At 55.7% G+C, this 15,167-nt stretch carries 15 protein-coding genes, 2 tRNA genes and 1 other RNA gene; 9 read left to right on the forward strand and 9 right to left on the reverse strand.

What is annotated here, in order from left to right:
* Positions 1–7: 7 nt before the first annotated feature.
* Genes mnmH through ITX55_RS00680 form a run of 3 tightly spaced genes read left to right on the forward strand, consistent with a single transcriptional unit; the run spans position 8 to position 3,335 of the window.
* On the forward strand, positions 8–1,117 hold the full coding sequence (gene mnmH, locus ITX55_RS00670) for a tRNA 2-selenouridine(34) synthase MnmH (protein ID WP_197755889.1): 1,110 nt from the start codon (positions 8–10) through the stop codon (positions 1,115–1,117).
* A complete protein-coding gene (locus ITX55_RS00675; protein WP_197755890.1) occupies positions 1,117–3,042 on the forward strand; it encodes a DNA topoisomerase III in 1,926 nt (641 codons plus the stop codon). The genes mnmH and ITX55_RS00675 overlap by 1 nt, the downstream gene beginning before the upstream one ends.
* On the forward strand, positions 3,039–3,335 hold the full coding sequence (locus tag ITX55_RS00680; RefSeq protein WP_033643308.1) for a YnjH family protein: 297 nt from the start codon (positions 3,039–3,041) through the stop codon (positions 3,333–3,335). The genes ITX55_RS00675 and ITX55_RS00680 overlap by 4 nt, the downstream gene beginning before the upstream one ends.
* A gap of 21 nt (positions 3,336–3,356) precedes the next feature.
* Here the strand turns inward: ITX55_RS00680 and ITX55_RS00685 are convergent, their stop codons facing one another.
* From ITX55_RS00685 to ITX55_RS00720, 8 genes are all read right to left on the reverse strand, one after another.
* On the reverse strand, positions 3,357–3,758 hold the full coding sequence (locus ITX55_RS00685; protein ID WP_033650971.1) for a pyrimidine (deoxy)nucleoside triphosphate diphosphatase: 402 nt from the start codon (positions 3,756–3,758) through the stop codon (positions 3,357–3,359).
* Positions 3,759–3,802: 44 nt separating this feature from the next.
* Positions 3,803–4,609, reverse strand: coding sequence for an exodeoxyribonuclease III (gene xthA / locus ITX55_RS00690; protein ID WP_004932192.1), 807 nt, complete (start codon positions 4,607–4,609; stop codon positions 3,803–3,805).
* A gap of 102 nt (positions 4,610–4,711) precedes the next feature.
* The gene (locus tag ITX55_RS00695) at positions 4,712–5,284 is read right to left on the reverse strand and encodes a TIGR00730 family Rossman fold protein (protein WP_004932190.1); all 573 of its coding nucleotides are present in this window, start codon (positions 5,282–5,284) and stop codon (positions 4,712–4,714) included.
* A 206-nt stretch (positions 5,285–5,490) separates the two neighbouring features.
* Positions 5,491–5,618: non-coding RNA, RtT sRNA (locus tag ITX55_RS00700), on the reverse strand.
* A 47-nt stretch (positions 5,619–5,665) separates the two neighbouring features.
* A tRNA-Tyr gene (locus tag ITX55_RS00705) sits at positions 5,666–5,750 on the reverse strand.
* A 190-nt stretch (positions 5,751–5,940) separates the two neighbouring features.
* A tRNA-Tyr gene (locus ITX55_RS00710) sits at positions 5,941–6,025 on the reverse strand.
* Positions 6,026–6,200: 175 nt separating this feature from the next.
* A complete protein-coding gene (gene purU / locus ITX55_RS00715) occupies positions 6,201–7,049 on the reverse strand; it encodes a formyltetrahydrofolate deformylase (protein WP_004932187.1) in 849 nt (282 codons plus the stop codon).
* 68 nt (positions 7,050–7,117) lie between these two features.
* Positions 7,118–7,582 carry a YchJ family protein gene (locus ITX55_RS00720; protein WP_033643306.1) on the reverse strand — a complete coding sequence of 155 codons (465 nt, stop codon included), beginning with the start codon at positions 7,580–7,582 and terminating at the stop codon, positions 7,118–7,120.
* Positions 7,583–7,700: 118 nt separating this feature from the next.
* Here ITX55_RS00720 and rssA point away from each other — a divergent pair, with 118 nt between their 5' ends.
* The 5 genes from rssA to ITX55_RS00745 all read left to right on the forward strand — a co-directional run bounded on the left by rssA (position 7,701) and on the right by ITX55_RS00745 (position 13,258).
* Complete coding sequence (gene rssA, locus ITX55_RS00725) at positions 7,701–8,603, forward strand: patatin-like phospholipase RssA (RefSeq protein ID WP_042784708.1); 903 nt, start codon at positions 7,701–7,703, stop codon at positions 8,601–8,603.
* Between the two features lie 103 nt (positions 8,604–8,706).
* Complete coding sequence (gene rssB / locus ITX55_RS00730) at positions 8,707–9,720, forward strand: two-component system response regulator RssB (protein WP_042784707.1); 1,014 nt, start codon at positions 8,707–8,709, stop codon at positions 9,718–9,720.
* A 213-nt stretch (positions 9,721–9,933) separates the two neighbouring features.
* Complete coding sequence (galU, locus tag ITX55_RS00735) at positions 9,934–10,851, forward strand: UTP--glucose-1-phosphate uridylyltransferase GalU (RefSeq protein WP_033650221.1); 918 nt, start codon at positions 9,934–9,936, stop codon at positions 10,849–10,851.
* Between the two features lie 43 nt (positions 10,852–10,894).
* Positions 10,895–12,238: a UDP-glucose/GDP-mannose dehydrogenase family protein gene (locus tag ITX55_RS00740; RefSeq protein WP_042784706.1), complete on the forward strand. Its 1,344-nt coding sequence runs from the start codon at positions 10,895–10,897 to the stop codon at positions 12,236–12,238.
* A 9-nt stretch (positions 12,239–12,247) separates the two neighbouring features.
* Positions 12,248–13,258 carry an NAD-dependent epimerase gene (locus tag ITX55_RS00745; RefSeq protein ID WP_182264331.1) on the forward strand — a complete coding sequence of 337 codons (1,011 nt, stop codon included), beginning with the start codon at positions 12,248–12,250 and terminating at the stop codon, positions 13,256–13,258.
* A 188-nt stretch (positions 13,259–13,446) separates the two neighbouring features.
* Here the strand turns inward: ITX55_RS00745 and hns are convergent, their stop codons facing one another.
* Entirely contained in the window at positions 13,447–13,854 is a 408-nt protein-coding gene (gene hns, locus ITX55_RS00750) for a histone-like nucleoid-structuring protein H-NS (protein WP_004932170.1), read from the reverse strand.
* Between the two features lie 703 nt (positions 13,855–14,557).
* On the opposite strand from hns, the gene ITX55_RS00755 reads away from it, so the two are divergent.
* Positions 14,558–15,142: a thymidine kinase gene (locus ITX55_RS00755; RefSeq protein ID WP_033650224.1), complete on the forward strand. Its 585-nt coding sequence runs from the start codon at positions 14,558–14,560 to the stop codon at positions 15,140–15,142.
* Positions 15,143–15,167 lie beyond the last annotated feature (25 nt).

Raw genomic sequence — 15,167 nt, forward strand, 5'->3', positions numbered from 1 at the left:
GTCCAACATGCAAGGAAGGCCGGACAGCGACGATTACCAACGCATTTTCCTGCAGGACGTGCCGCTGATTGACGTGCGCGCGCCGATCGAGTTTCAGCAGGGCGCCTTCGCTCATGCGCTGAACCTGCCGCTGATGATCGACAGCGAGCGGCAGGCGGTGGGCACCTGCTATAAACAGCATGGGCAGCAAGCGGCGATAGCGCTCGGCCACAGTCTGGTGAACGGCAAACTGCGCGAACAGCGCACCACCGCCTGGCTGGCGGCCTGTGCGCAGCGGCCCGAAGGCTATCTCTATTGCTTCCGCGGCGGTCTACGCTCGCAGCTGGTGCAGCAATGGCTGCATGAGGCCGGCGTCGAGTACCCGCGGATCATTGGCGGTTACAAGGCGCTGCGCAATTATTTGCTCGGCGTGCTGGCGCAAAGCGCAGCATTGCCGATGGCCCTGGTGGGCGGCAATACCGGCAGCGGCAAGACGTTGCTGGTCAACGAACTGGCCGACGGCGTCGATCTGGAAGGTGCGGCGCGCCATCGCGGTTCATCTTTTGGTCGAACGCTGGCGGGCCAGAGCTCGCAGATCGATTTTGAGAATCGTCTGGCTGTGTTATTGCTGAAAAAACAGCATGGTGGCAGCCGCCGTTGGGTGCTGGAAGACGAAGGGCGGATCATCGGCAGCAACAATTTGCCGCTGCCGTTGTTCAATGGGATGCAGCAGGCGCCGGTGGCGGTGATCGACGATCCGTTTGACATTCGCCTGGCGCGTTTGCAGGCGGAATATATCGACGGCATGCGCGAACAGTTCGAACAGGCCTATGGCATGGAAGAGGGCTGGCGACAGTACGACGACTATCTGCACCACGGCCTGTTTGCCATACGCCGCCGCCTGGGGCTGGAACGCTTCCAGCAGCTGACGCAACGACTGGAAGCGGCGCTGCGGACACAGCGGCTCAGCGGCCAGGGCGAGGCGCACCGCGAGTGGTTGGCGCCCCTGTTGCAGCAGTACTACGATCCGATGTATTGCTATCAGTTGGAAAAGAAAGCCCAGCGGATTGTCTTCCGTGGGAACTATGCAGAAGTAAGAGAATTCTTGATGACGTTCAGCCAGAAAAACGGTGAATAATGCGACTGTTCATAGCCGAGAAACCGAGTTTGGCGCGCGCCATTGCCGACGTATTGCCCAAGCCGCATCGCCGCGGCGACGGGTATATCGCCTGCGGCAACAACGATGTGGTGACCTGGTGCGTAGGCCACCTGTTGGAGCAGGCTCAGCCTGACGCTTATGACAGCCGCTATGCGCGCTGGTCATTGGCGGATCTGCCGATCATTCCCGAAAAATGGCGGTTGCAGCCGCGGCCTTCGGTCAGTAAACAGCTCAACGCCATTAAAAAGTTGCTGCTTGAAGCCGATGAAGTAGTTCACGCCGGCGACCCGGATCGTGAAGGGCAGCTGCTGGTGGATGAGGTGCTGGACTACCTGGATCTGACGCCGGAAAAACGCCAGAACGTGCGCCGCTGTCTGATCAACGATCTCAACCCGCAGGCGGTGGAGCGCGCGGTTGAACGCCTGCGCGACAACCGTGACTTCATCCCGCTGTGCGTGTCCGCTCTTGCGCGCTCACGCGCCGACTGGCTGTACGGTATCAATATGACCCGCGCTTATACGCTGCTGGGCCGCAACGCCGGTTATGACGGCGTGTTGTCGGTGGGCAGGGTGCAGACGCCGGTGCTGGGGTTGGTGGTGCGGCGCGATGAAGAGATCGAAAACTTCGTGCCGAAAGACTTCTTTGAGGTCAAGGCGCACATCGTTACGCCGAAAGAAGAGCGTTTCGTGGCGCTGTGGCAGCCCAGCGAGTCGTGCGAGCCTTATCAGGACGAAGAGGGGCGCTTGCTGCACCGGCCGTTGGCGGAGCACGTGGTCAAGCGCATCGAGGGCCAGCCGGCGCTGGTCACGTCCTATAACGATAAACGGGAATCAGATACCGCGCCGCTGCCGTTTTCGCTCTCCACGCTGCAAATCGAAGCGGCCCGGCGTTATAACCTCAGCGCCCAACAGGTGCTGGACGTTTGCCAGCGGTTGTACGAAACCCATAAATTGATCACCTATCCGCGTTCCGACTGCCGCTACCTGCCGGAAGAACATTTCGCCGGCCGTCACGCGGTGCTGAACGCCATCAGCGTGCACCAGCCTGAACTGTACCCGCAGCCGGTGATCGACAGCGATCGCCGCAACCGTTGCTGGGACGATAAAAAAGTCGATGCGCACCACGCTATCATTCCCACCGCCCGTGCCGGCAAGATTAATCTGACGCAGGATGAACGGAACGTGTATGGGCTGGTGGCGCGCCAGTATCTGATGCAGTTTTGTCCGGATGCGGTATTCCGCAAATGCGTGATTGAGCTGGATATCGCCGGCGGCAAATTTATCGCCAAGGCGCGTTTCCTGGCGGAAGCCGGTTGGCGTACGCTGCTGGGCAGCAAGGAGCGCGACGAAGAAAACGAAGGCGCATCGCTGCCGGTGGTGGCTAAAGATGATGAGCTGCTGTGTGAGCGCGGTGATGTGGTGGAGCGCCAGACGCAGCCCCCGCGGCCGTTTACCGACGCCAGTCTGTTGTCGGCCATGACCGGCATCGCGCGCTTTGTACAAGATAAAGCGCTAAAGAAAATCCTGCGGGCGACCGATGGTTTAGGTACGGAAGCGACGCGAGCGGGGATCATCGAATTGCTGTTCAAACGGGCGTTTCTGTACAAGAAGGGACGCTATATTCACTCCAGCGAAACCGGGCGCGCGTTGATTCACTCGCTGCCGGATCTTGCTGCGCGTCCTGATATGACGGCCAACTGGGAGGCAACGCTGACGCAAATCAGCGAGAAATCCTGCCGTTATCAGGACTTTATGCAGCCGTTGGTCGGCACGCTGCAAGAGCTGATTTATCAGGCTAAGCAGAGCCGGGCGAGCATGGCGTTTCGTGGGTTGCCGCCGCCGCCTTCCAGCGGAGGCAAAAAACGCAGGAAAAGCGCCGGTAAGGCGCAGGAGAAGAGTGAATGAAGCACGGACTCAATGGGGTGCTGGCTGCCGCTGCCTTGGCGTACTGCGGCCTGGCGGCCGCCAACCGGGGCGATGTGGACGTGGTGTTGCCGGTTTCGCCGGAGATTTGGGGCACGGCGAAAAACGGCGCCAATTCGCCACCGGCGCAACCCTGCAACCGCTGTTGCGTCTACCAGAATCAAAACTATTCCGAAGGCGCGGTGCTCAAAGTCGAAGGAGAAGTGCTGCAGTGCGTGCGTGAGCCTAACACCATCGGCACCAACCCCTTGATTTGGGTGCGATTGAAGAAGTGACCATGTAACCTATCGCCGCGCTCAGCGTGCATCGCCTTGCGCGGCGATATAGTCCGCCAGCAGTGGAACGTCGGCCGGGGCCAGGGTATATTCCTGCGCCTGTTGCGGCGTGACCCACACCAGCGCTGAGTGACAATGCAGCTGCAATTCACCGGAGAACTCCGCGACTCGCCAGGCGTGTAGCCGGATGAGGCGTTCGCCTTGCTGCCACTGATTGCTGCCCACATAGTTGCCGATACGGGCGCAAATCCCCAATTCTTCATCCAGTTCGCGCGCCAGCGCCTGCGGTTGGCTTTCACCTGGCTCAACTTTGCCGCCGGGAAACTCCCACAGACCGGCCTGATCGCTGTCTGCGCCGCGCTGGGCCAGCAAAATGCGGCCATTTTTTTCCAGAATGGCGGCTACCACGTCGATAATTTTCATTGGCTTCACAGAGTAAAACCCCGGCGGACGCCGGGGTGATGGGGTTACAGCGTAAATTCCGCCCAGACCGGCGCATGGTCGGAAGGTTTCTCCATGCCGCGGGTTTGGTAATCGATGCCGGTGGCGATGCAGCGCGAAGCCAGCGGGGTGCTGGCCAGCAGCAGATCGATACGCAGGCCGCGGTTGTCGTCGAACCCTTTGGAGCGGTAGTCGAACCATGAGAACTCGTCGTTGCGCCCCGGGTTGGCGTGGCGGTAGGTATCGACCAGGCCCCAGTTCAGCAGGCGATCCATCCATTCGCGCTCTTCCGGCAGGAAGGAGCATTTACCGGTGCGCAGCCAGCGTTTGCGGTTGTCTTCGCCGATGCCGATATCGTAATCGCTGGGGCTGATATTCATGTCGCCCATGATCAGCACCGGGGATTCCGCCGACAGCTGCTGCTCCAGGTAGTTTTGCAGATCCTGATAAAAGCGTGTTTTAGCCGGGAATTTGATCGGGTGGTCGCGGCTTTCACCTTGCGGGAAGTAGCCGTTGATCACCGTCAGCGTGCCCTGCGGCGTAGCCAGATCGGCCATGATGATGCGACGCTGCGCGTCTTCTTCATCGGTCGGGAAGCCGCGGCGCACGGCCAGGGGCTCCGCTTTGGTCAGCAGCGCCACGCCGTAATGGCCTTTTTGCCCGTGATAGAACACGTGATAGCCGTGCTGGCTGACTTCTTCCAATGGGAACATGTCATCGTGAACTTTGGTTTCCTGCAGACCGATCACGTCGGGCTGGTGCTGTTCGATAATTGCCGCCAGCTGATGCGGACGCGCGCGCAGTCCATTGATATTAAAAGAGACAAACTTCATGAGCGGTGCCGTTTTCACGAGAAAAATGTGCTGTGATAGTAGCAGAGTTTGGCGGGAAATGTAACGCAGACAGCGGCGAGCCCGCTGACTGCGCAGCCGGCATTATTTCGCCCAGCGGTCGTAATTTTTGGGTTGATAGTCGTCAAACTGTTGCAGCAGCGTTTGCGCCGATTCGCTGATGTGCAGCGTACCGAGATAGTCGTGGCGCATGAAGCCCTGATCGGCGACGTGTTCGAGGAACTGGCTCAGTGGGCGGTAGAAACCGTTGACGTTCAGCAGGCCGACCGGTTTGTTGTGATACCCGATTTGCCCCCAGGTCCAGATTTCAAACAGCTCTTCCAGCGTGCCGATGCCGCCGGGCAGGGCGATAAAACTGTCCGCCAGCGCCGCCATACGGGCTTTGCGCGTATGCATGTCTGGCACCACTTCCAATTCAGTCAGGCCGCGATGCGCCGTTTCCGCTTCAACCAGGCGCTCGGGGATAATGCCGACAGCTTCACCGCCCGCCGCCAACACCGCGTCCGCCACAATCCCCATCAGTCCTTTTTTGCCGCCGCCGTAGATTAAACGGCGTCCCTGTGCGGCCAGCAATTGCCCCAGTTGGCGAGCCTGCTCGGCATAAGCGGGATTGACACCTTCGCTGGCGCCACAAAAAACGCAAATATTGTTTCGCATCCACCTGTTCCTTACTGCACTAAAGAAGCCAGTGGTATAGCGAATTGTCGGCCGGAGTTCAAGTTACGGGCGGAGGAGAGAAATAAAACGTCTGGATGAAAGCGGTTAATAAGGGGAGATAACTTGATTTATTGATACGAGAACATTGGATGCAACGTGTTGGATGCGATGTGCTTTAAGTGGGTTTTGGGATTTTCTGTAAGAGATGGTGGTGGGGGAAGGATGATTCGTCGCTGCGCGACTCACCCTGCGGGCCGCGCTGAAGCGCGTTGTCTCACTGCGTGAGACTCGAACCTTGGTCGAAGCTTCTCATCCCTCCCCAATACGGAGCATTATGGATGCGATGTGCTTTTAATTCGGTTTGGGGGTTTCTGCAAGGGATGGTGGTGGGGGAAGGATTCGAACCTTCGAAGTCAGTGACGGCAGATTTACAGTCTGCTCCCTTTGGCCGCTCGGGAACCCCACCATGGTATTCATGGATTCGCTGATTTTTTTAAGGAATGGGCTAAATTCCTATTGTGCGCTTCTAAGGATTACCGCGCTAAAGCGCGTTGTCTCGCTGCGCTCGGCTCGAACCTTGTCGAAGCTTCTCATCCTCCCCCTCGGCGTTTAATGATATTTCAGCTTTCGCTTCAAGTTCATCAACAGAGAGAAGATGGTGGTGGGGGAAGGATTCGAACCTTCGAAGTCAGTGACGGCAGATTTACAGTCTGCTCCCTTTGGCCGCTCGGGAACCCCACCATATACATGGCTATTTAACTGGCCTTGCTTGCGAGAGCGCTGTCTCGGTAAGCGGGGCGCATCATATCAAATGAAGCGGATGTGTAAAGCATTGAAATGCAGAAAATGAATCGTTTGCCGTTTTTTTATTCTTGGCGGTGCATCCCTGAACGAAATGCACCGATTTATTGAGCGATTACAGAATAACGGTGCGATTGCCGTAGACGAAGACGCGCTGCGCCAACACCTGATACAGGGCTCGGCTGAGCACGTTTTTCTCTACGTCGCGGCCGGCGCGCATCATATCCTCGGCGGAATAGGTGTGATCGACGTGGATCACGTCCTGCATGATGATCGGGCCTTCGTCGAGATTGTCGTTAACGTAGTGAGCCGTGGCGCCGATGATTTTAACTCCGCGTTCGTAGGCCTGGTGATAAGGCCGCGCGCCGATAAACGCCGGCAGGAACGAATGGTGAATGTTGATCACCTGATTCGGATAATGTTGCACGAAGGCCGGCGTCAGCACGCGCATATATTTGGCCAACACCACGTAATCCGGCTGATATTGATCGATCTTGGCCGTCATTTCGCGGTCGTGCTGTTCGCGCGTCAATCCTTCGTGGCTCACCAGATGGAAAGGAATATCGAAACGCTCCACCAGCGTTTGCAGCGTGTCGTGGTTGCCGATTACGGCGGCGATCTCAACGTCGAGGCCGCCATAGGCGCTTTTCATCAACAGATCGCCCAGGCAGTGCGCCTCTTTGGTGACCAGCACCACGATGCGCCGACGTCCGGTGCTGTGCAACTCACGCAGCGAACCTTCCGGCAGGGCGCTGTCCAGATCGGCCAGCAGCGTGTTGTCGTTGAAAATGCCTTCCAGCTCGGTACGCATGAAGAAACGCCCGGTGCGGTGATCGACGAACTCATTATTCTGGACGATATTGAGCTCGTGCTTGTAACAGATGTTGGTGATCTTGGCGATCAGCCCTTTGGCGTCCGGGCAGATGGTGCGTAACACTTTTCGTTGTACATTTTGGTGTGGCATGGGTTTGAGGATCCTGTCTGATACTGAACGGCCTGTCTGCGCAGGCGTTAACGTGAAGCGCCGGCCGGCTAGCGCCCGCAGCACTTCTTATATTTTTTCCCTGAGCCGCAGGGACATATCGCATTTCGGCCGGGCTGGGGTTTGCTGCCGTCGATATAATACCAACGTTGATCGCGACGAAGGAAGCGTGAGCGCTCATGCATCGCCTGGGGCTCACCGCTTTCACCATCGGTGAAGCGGGCGATGAATTCGACGAAGCCTTCGTCCGGCTCATGGCCGGTTTGCTCCTCGACGATCGTCAAGCCCAGCCATTCGGTGTTTTTGAAACTGTCGACGATCGCATTGCGCCATGCTTCGGCGCCGCAGTCGGGGTGCCAGGTGGCGATCAGATAGTCGACGTTATGATTCACGTAGGCGGTGAAGCGTGAACGCATCAGTTGGCCGGGCGTCGGCGCCGGCTGACTGCCGCTGATAAAAGGGGCGCAGCACGCGTTATACGCCAGTCCGCTGCCGCATGGGCATGATTCGGGCAAAATAACTCCTGAGAAAACGAGGCTGAAAATGAATTTAGCGCATATGTTACCTAACAATATTCGTCAGTGACAATCTACCCTGAAAGCAGAGAACACCTTTTACCGAGAGGATGGCGCTATGCGGCAAATCAAGATCGGACTGGCGCTGGGGGCGGGCTCGGCTAAAGGCTGGGCGCACATCGGCGTGATCAATGCGTTAAAGAAACTGGGGATTGAGGTCGATATCGTTGCCGGCTGCTCTGTCGGTGCGTTGGTGGGGGCGGCATTCGCCAGTCACCGTTTGCCGGTGATGGAGCAGTGGGTGCGGTCGTTCAGCTATTGGGACGTCATTCGTCTGATGGATTTTTCCTGGCAGCGCGGCGGTTTGTTGCGCGGCGATCGGGTGTTCACTGCCGTCGGGCAACTGTTGAAGATCAATGATATTGCCGAATGTGCGCTGAAGTTCGGCGCCGTGACGACCAATCTCAGCACCGGCCGCGAACTGTGGCTGACCGAAGGCGATATTCATCAGGCGGTGCGCGCTTCTTGCAGCATGCCCGGCCTATTGGCGCCAGTGTGGGCCGACGGCTATTGGCTGGTGGACGGCGCAGTGGTCAATCCGGTACCGGTGTCGCTCTGCCGGGCGCTGGGCGCCGATATTGTCATTGCGGTCGATCTGCAGCATGACGCGCATTTGATGCAGCAGGATCTGTTTTCGATACGCGGCGAGGACGAAAGCCCGGACGATACGCCTGCGGAGACCTGGCGCGGGCGCCTGCGGGAGCGCGTCGGCAGAATGCGCAAGCGCAAACCGACGACGGCGCCGACGGCGATGGAGATTATGAGCACGTCGATTCAAATGCTGGAAAATCGCCTGAAGCGCAACCGGATGGCGAGCGATCCGCCGGACGTTTTGATCCAGCCTTTTTGCCCGCAGATCTCAACGCTGGATTTCCACCGCGCCGATGAAGCGATCGAGGCGGGGTTGCTGGCGGTTGAAAAACAACTGGATCGGTTGTTGCCGTTGATAAAAAATAGATAATTCTCGGTTCTTGGTTGGCAATGCGCGGTTGGTCTGTTTCAGACGAGCATAAGTGACCTTTTTGAGCCACTATTACACTATGGAAAGGGACGAGGCTCGGCTGATGGCATTACCACTCACTCACAAGCGTATCTTGATCGTTGAGGACGAACAGGTTTTTCGTTCCGTGCTGGTCGGTTATCTGACCTCGCTGGGCGCTGAAACCGGCGAGGCGACCAACGGTTTACAGGCGCTGAGTGCCGTCGATGACTTCAAGCCGGATCTGATTCTGTGCGATCTCGCGATGCCGGAAATGGGCGGCATCGAATTCGTTGAACACCTGCGTCTGCAGGGGCTGCAGATCCCGGTGCTGGTGATCTCCGCTACCGACAAGATGGCGGACATCGCCAAGGTGCTGCGTTTGGGCGTACAAGATGTGCTGCTGAAGCCGCTGACCGATCTCAATCGCCTGCGTGAGGCGGTGCTGGCGTGTTTATACCCCAATATGTTCACCTCCCAGGCGATTGAAGAGGTTGAGCTGTTTCAGGATTGGGACGCGCTGAGCAAGAATCCTTCCGAAGCCGTCAAACTGCTTAAGCAATTGCAGCCGCCGGTGCAGCAAACCATTGCGCATTGCCGGATCAACTATCGCCAGTTAACCACGGGCGAAAATCCCGGGCTGGTGCTGGATATCGCGGCATTGTCAGAAAAAGACCTGGCGTTCTATTGCCTGGACGTCACGCGCGCCGGTGATAATGGCGTATTGGCGGCGCTGCTGTTGCGCGCATTATTTAATGGGTTGCTGCAAGACCATCTGGCTAATCAACAACATCGCCTGCCGCAAATGTCGGCATTGTTAAAGCAGGTTAATCAATTATTGCGGCAGGGGAAATTAGAGGGCCAATTCCCGCTGTTGCTGGGATATTATCACGCCGAAAATAAAAACCTGATTCTGGTTTCCGCCGGGCTGCATGCCAACGTCAATACCGGCGACAATCAAATTCAGCTGAGCAACGGCGTGCCGCTGGGCACGCTGGGCGCTACCTACATGAACCAGATCAGTCAACGCTGTACGGCCTGGCAATGTCAGGTATGGGGCAGCGGCGGCCGATTGCGGCTGATGCTCAGCGCCGAATAATGGACGTTGATCGGCGATATCTTAAGCTATTCACTTATCGGTAATTAAACCGTTTATTTTTTCTCCCGATTATCAGAACGGGTAATAGTCCTAAATGTTTTCTATTTGTGTTCTGGTTAATGCCAGGCGCGCATAAGCTGGTATACTCCGAAGGTTTTTTTATATCGAGCCCAAGCTCATAAAATGAGCGCTTCAGCTTTAAGAGAGGAAATAATGCCTGCTGTAAATCGCAAAGTCAGAAAAGCCGTGATCCCGGTTGCAGGCTTGGGTACGCGGATGTTGCCGGCCACCAAAGCCATTCCGAAAGAAATGTTGCCGCTGGTTGATAAACCGCTGATCCAATACGTCGTCAATGAGTGCATTGCGGCAGGGATTAACGAGATTGTGCTGGTCACCCACTCCTCCAAGAACTCGATCGAAAACCATTTTGATACCAGTTTCGAACTGGAAGCGATGCTGGAAAAACGCGTCAAGCGTCAACTGCTCGATGAAGTGCAGTCAATCTGCCCGAAGGGCGTTACCGTGATGCAAGTCCGCCAGGGGAATGCCAAAGGCTTGGGGCACGCGATTATGTGCGCCTACCCGATGGTGGGCGATGAGCCGGTCGCGGTGGTGTTGCCGGACGTGATCCTTGACGAATACAGTGCCGATCCGAAAAAAGACAACTTGCACGACATGCTGCAGCGCTTCGAAACCACCGGCATCAGCCAGATCATGGTTGAACCTGTGCCGCATAAAGATGTTGGCAACTACGGCGTAGCCGACTGTAAGGGCGTCGAATTGCATCCGGGCGAAAGCGCACCGATGGTCAGCGTGGTCGAGAAGCCGTCGCCGGAGAAAGCGCCTTCCAACCTGGCGATTGTCGGTCGTTATGTCCTCTCCGCCGATATCTGGCCGCTGTTGGCGAAAACGCCTCCGGGCGCCGGCGACGAAATTCAGCTGACTGACAGTATCGAAATGCTGATGCAGCAGGAAACGGTGGAGGCGTATCACCTGAAAGGCGTGAGCCATGACTGCGGTAACAAACTGGGTTACATGCAGGCCTTCGTGGAATACGGCATGCGCCATGCCAGCCTGGGCAAAGAATTTTCTCAGTGGCTGCAACAGGTTGTTGCCGCTGACAAGAAGTAATTGAGTGATCTTTCGTCTTAATTTGAAAAACTAGGATTTTCACATGAAAGTAACAGTTTTTGGTATTGGTTATGTGGGTCTGGTGCAGGCCGCCGTACTGGCTGAAGTAGGCCATGACGTTATGTGTATTGACGTCGATGAGCGAAAAGTCGAAAACCTGAAAAAAGGGAATATCCCGATTTTCGAACCGGGTCTGACGCCGCTGGTGCAGCAAAACTATGAGGCCGGCCGTCTGCATTTCACCACCGATGCCAAAGCGGGCGTGGCGCACGGGACTATCCAGTTCATCGCCGTCGGCACGCCGCCGGATGAAGACGGTTCCGCCGATCTGAAGTACGTCACCGCGGTGGCGCGCACTATCGCCGAGCACATGACCGATCGCAAAGTGGTGATCGACAAATCCACCGTGCCGGTCGGTACGGCGGACAAGGTGCGTCAGGTGATGGCTGAAACGCTGGCGAAACGCGGCAGCAACGTGCCGTTTGACGTGGTATCCAACCCGGAATTCCTGAAGGAAGGCGCGGCGGTGGCAGACTGCATGCGTCCTGAGCGCATCGTGATCGGTACCGACAATAAAGATGTGATCGAGCCTATTCGCGAGCTGTACGAACCGTTTAACCGCAATCACGATCGCATGATCATGATGGATATCCGCAGCGCGGAGCTGACCAAATATGCCGCTAACTGCATGCTGGCGACCAAGATCAGTTTTATGAACGAAATGTCCAATCTGGCGGAAATGCTGGGCGCGGACATTGAGAAAGTGCGTCAGGGCATCGGTTCCGACTCACGCATCGGCTATCACTTCATCTACCCGGGTTGCGGCTACGGCGGCTCTTGCTTCCCGAAAGATGTCCAGGCGCTGATCCGTACGGCGGAGCAGATCGGTTACCAACCGAAGCTGTTGCAGGCGGTAGAGCAGGTCAACTATCAGCAGAAAGACAAGCTGAACAGCTTTATCAACGACTACTTCGGCGGCGATCTGAAGGGCAAAACCTTCGCGCTGTGGGGGCTGGCGTTCAAGCCGAATACCGATGACATGCGTGAAGCTTCCAGCCGCGTGCTGATGGAACAGCTGTGGGCCGCAGGCGCCACCGTTCAAGCCTACGATCCGGAGGCGATGAACGAAGTTCAGCGCATCTATGGCCAGCGTGACGATTTGAAGCTGGTGGGCACCAAAGAGGCTGCATTGCACGGCGCCGATGCGCTGGTGATCTGCACCGAATGGCAGAACTTCCGCGCGCCGGACTTCGATGTGATCAAGGGCGCGTTGAAGCAGCCGGTGATCTTCGATGGCCGTAACCTGTACGATCCGGAGCGTTTGGAAAATCGCGGTTTTACCTATTACGCAATTGGCCGCGGCGCCTCGATTAAACCGGTTATTTAAGGAGTGAGCATGAAATTCCTGGTTACAGGCGCCGCAGGGTTTATTGGCTATCACGTTGCAGAGCGTTTGTTGACCGCCGGTCATCAGGTTGTCGGCATTGATAACCTGAATGATTATTATGACGTGGGCCTGAAAATGGCCCGTCTGGATAGACTGGCGGATAAGCCGGGATTCCGCTTTATCAAGCTGGATTTGGCCGATCGTGAAGGCATGGCGGCATTGTTTGCCGAGCATCAGTTCCAGCGAGTCATTCATTTGGGGGCTCAAGCCGGCGTACGTTATTCGCTGGTCAATCCGTTGGCTTATGCAGATGCCAACCTGATCGGTCATTTAAACGTTTTGGAAGGCTGCCGTCATAATAAGGTTGAGCATTTACTTTACGCCTCCTCCAGCTCGGTATATGGCCTGAATCGCAAGCTGCCGTTCGCCACCGAAGATTCTGTCGATCATCCGGTGTCACTGTATGCGGCGACTAAAAAAGCCAACGAGCTGATGTCACACAGCTATTCCCATTTATACGGTCTCCCGACGACCGGACTGCGGTTCTTTACGGTATATGGTCCCTGGGGGCGCCCGGATATGGCGCTGTTCAAGTTTACCAAAGCCATATTGGCCGGGGAGAGCATCGACGTATATAACCACGGTGAAATGCACCGAGATTTTACTTACATCGATGACATCGCCGAGGCGATAGTGCGGTTGCAGGCGGTTATTCCGCAGGCGGATCCGTCATGGACCGTTGAACAGGGATCGCCGGCAACCAGTTCAGCGCCGTATCACGTTTATAATATCGGCAATAACACCCCCGTTAAACTGATGGAATATATCAGTGCGTTGGAGCAGGCATTGGGGGTGACGGCCCGTAAGAATATGCTGCCGATGCAACCGGGCGATGTGATGGATACCAGCGCGGATACGGAAGAGCTTTATCGTGACATCGGCTTTAAACCGGAAACCAGCGTTGAAGAGGGCGTGAAGCGCTTTGTTGACTGGTATAAGGCATTCTATCAGGTTCAATAATTGAACGCGGATAAATGCAATAGAAGGGGCCTTTGGGTCCCTTTTTTTTCGCTGCGATCTCATGTACGGCGCAAAAGCGAATTAGGATATTTACTAAAAGGAGAGAGGAATGACGGGAGCAGGGTTATACGCTCTAAAAATGAAAAGGCCCCCCGCAGGGAGCCTTTCAGATACGGACTGAATCGCTATTACAGCAGGAAATCATCCAGAGATTTACCTTGCTCTTCGATTGCTTTCTTAATCACCGCAGGAGTACGGCCTTGGCCGGTCCAGGTTTTCAGTTCGCCGTTTTCGTCTTTATATTGGTATTTAGCTGGACGTGCTGCACGTTTTGCTTTGCCGGCAGCCTTGTTGGCAGCCATGGTTTGCAGCAGTTCATTTGGATCGATACCGTCAGCAATCAGCATTTCGCGGTATTGCTGCAGTTTACGAGTGCGTTCTTCGATTTCTGCTTGAGCCTGGCTGTCTTCTTCGCGACGTTCGTTCACAACAACTTCCAGTTTCTCGAGCATTTCTTCCAGCGTTTCCAGTGTGCATTCTCTTGCCTGGGCGCGCAGAGTGCGGATGTTGTTCAAAATCTTTAATGCTTCGCTCATTGTCCTAGTCTCAAATTATATTGGTGGGGGGCGTCTCGATAATAATAGAGTGCTCTTTTCTTTTCTGCAATAGCCAAATTGGCTTGAATACTCAAATTTACCTTTAAAAAAACCGTTAATCGGATCAGTCCGACTAATAATAGGAAGGGCTGTTAACTATTACCCTTGGCACGCTTAAGTCAAAATTTCAGCAGACAGGCTTTAAAAGGCGCGTATCACAAGGCTTTCATCGATAAGTTATCGTAGTAATTTATATCAATATTACAATGAGTTCTGTGGGCTTAATCACGCCACGGCAGGCCAGACATTGTAAACAATAGGGGTATATAGGTAAAGATTGCGTCAGTAAACCTTGGCGCGTCGGCGCAGGTGATTAAATGCCCGGTATTGGGCTCGCGTATAATAGACGGGGGCTCCGCCGCGGCTGCAGCGCCAGCGAGAGGGAATGGGCAAGTCGGCATTAATGGGCAAATCACCGGGCTTAACCATTAGCAAGAATTAATAGTGATGACAGGCATACATTATCCTGTAAATAGCTGTAAAAAGAACAGGCCGACAGAACGATATGTTTCGCTTGAAAGCGCATTATTACGGCGAACGCAATATTCGTTCGCTTTGGGCTGAGCCGGGGGGCGGGTTATGGTACACTTACCGTCCTAATCAACATTTTGAATATTTCTTATACCATCGGAGTTGCGGGGCCATGGCTCAACTTTATTTTTATTACTCTGCGATGAATGCCGGCAAGTCCACCGCGCTGCTACAGTCTTCATATAACTATCAAGAGCGCGGCATGCGCACGCTGGTGTTCACCGCGGAGATCGATCACCGCTTTGGCGTAGGCAAAGTCAGTTCGCGCATTGGTTTATCCTCGCAGGCGCAGCTCTATAACAACGACTCGATGCTGTACGCCATGATCCAGCAAGAGCATCAACAGCAGCCGGTGCATTGTGTGCTGCTGGATGAAAGCCAATTCCTGACCAAAGCGCAGGTTGAGCAATTATGCGATGTGGTGGACCAACTGGACATTCCCGTATTGTGTTACGGCTTGCGTACCGATTTTCTCGGCGAGTTGTTTACCGGCAGCCAATATTTGCTGGCCTGGGCCGATAAACTGGTGGAATTGAAAACCATCTGTCACTGCGGGCGTAAAGCCAACATGGTGTTGCGGTTGGATGAGAATGGCAAGGCGATGCACGCCGGCGAGCAGGTGGTGATTGGCGGTAATGAGAGCTATGTCTCCGTCTGTCGCAAGCATTATAAAGAGGCGATTCACTCCCTGGAGTAGGGGCGAAAATGCCGCCAGCGCCCGC

Source organism: Serratia sp. EWG9 (genome assembly GCF_019913725.1).
GTDB lineage: Bacteria > Pseudomonadota > Gammaproteobacteria > Enterobacterales > Enterobacteriaceae > Serratia > Serratia ureilytica.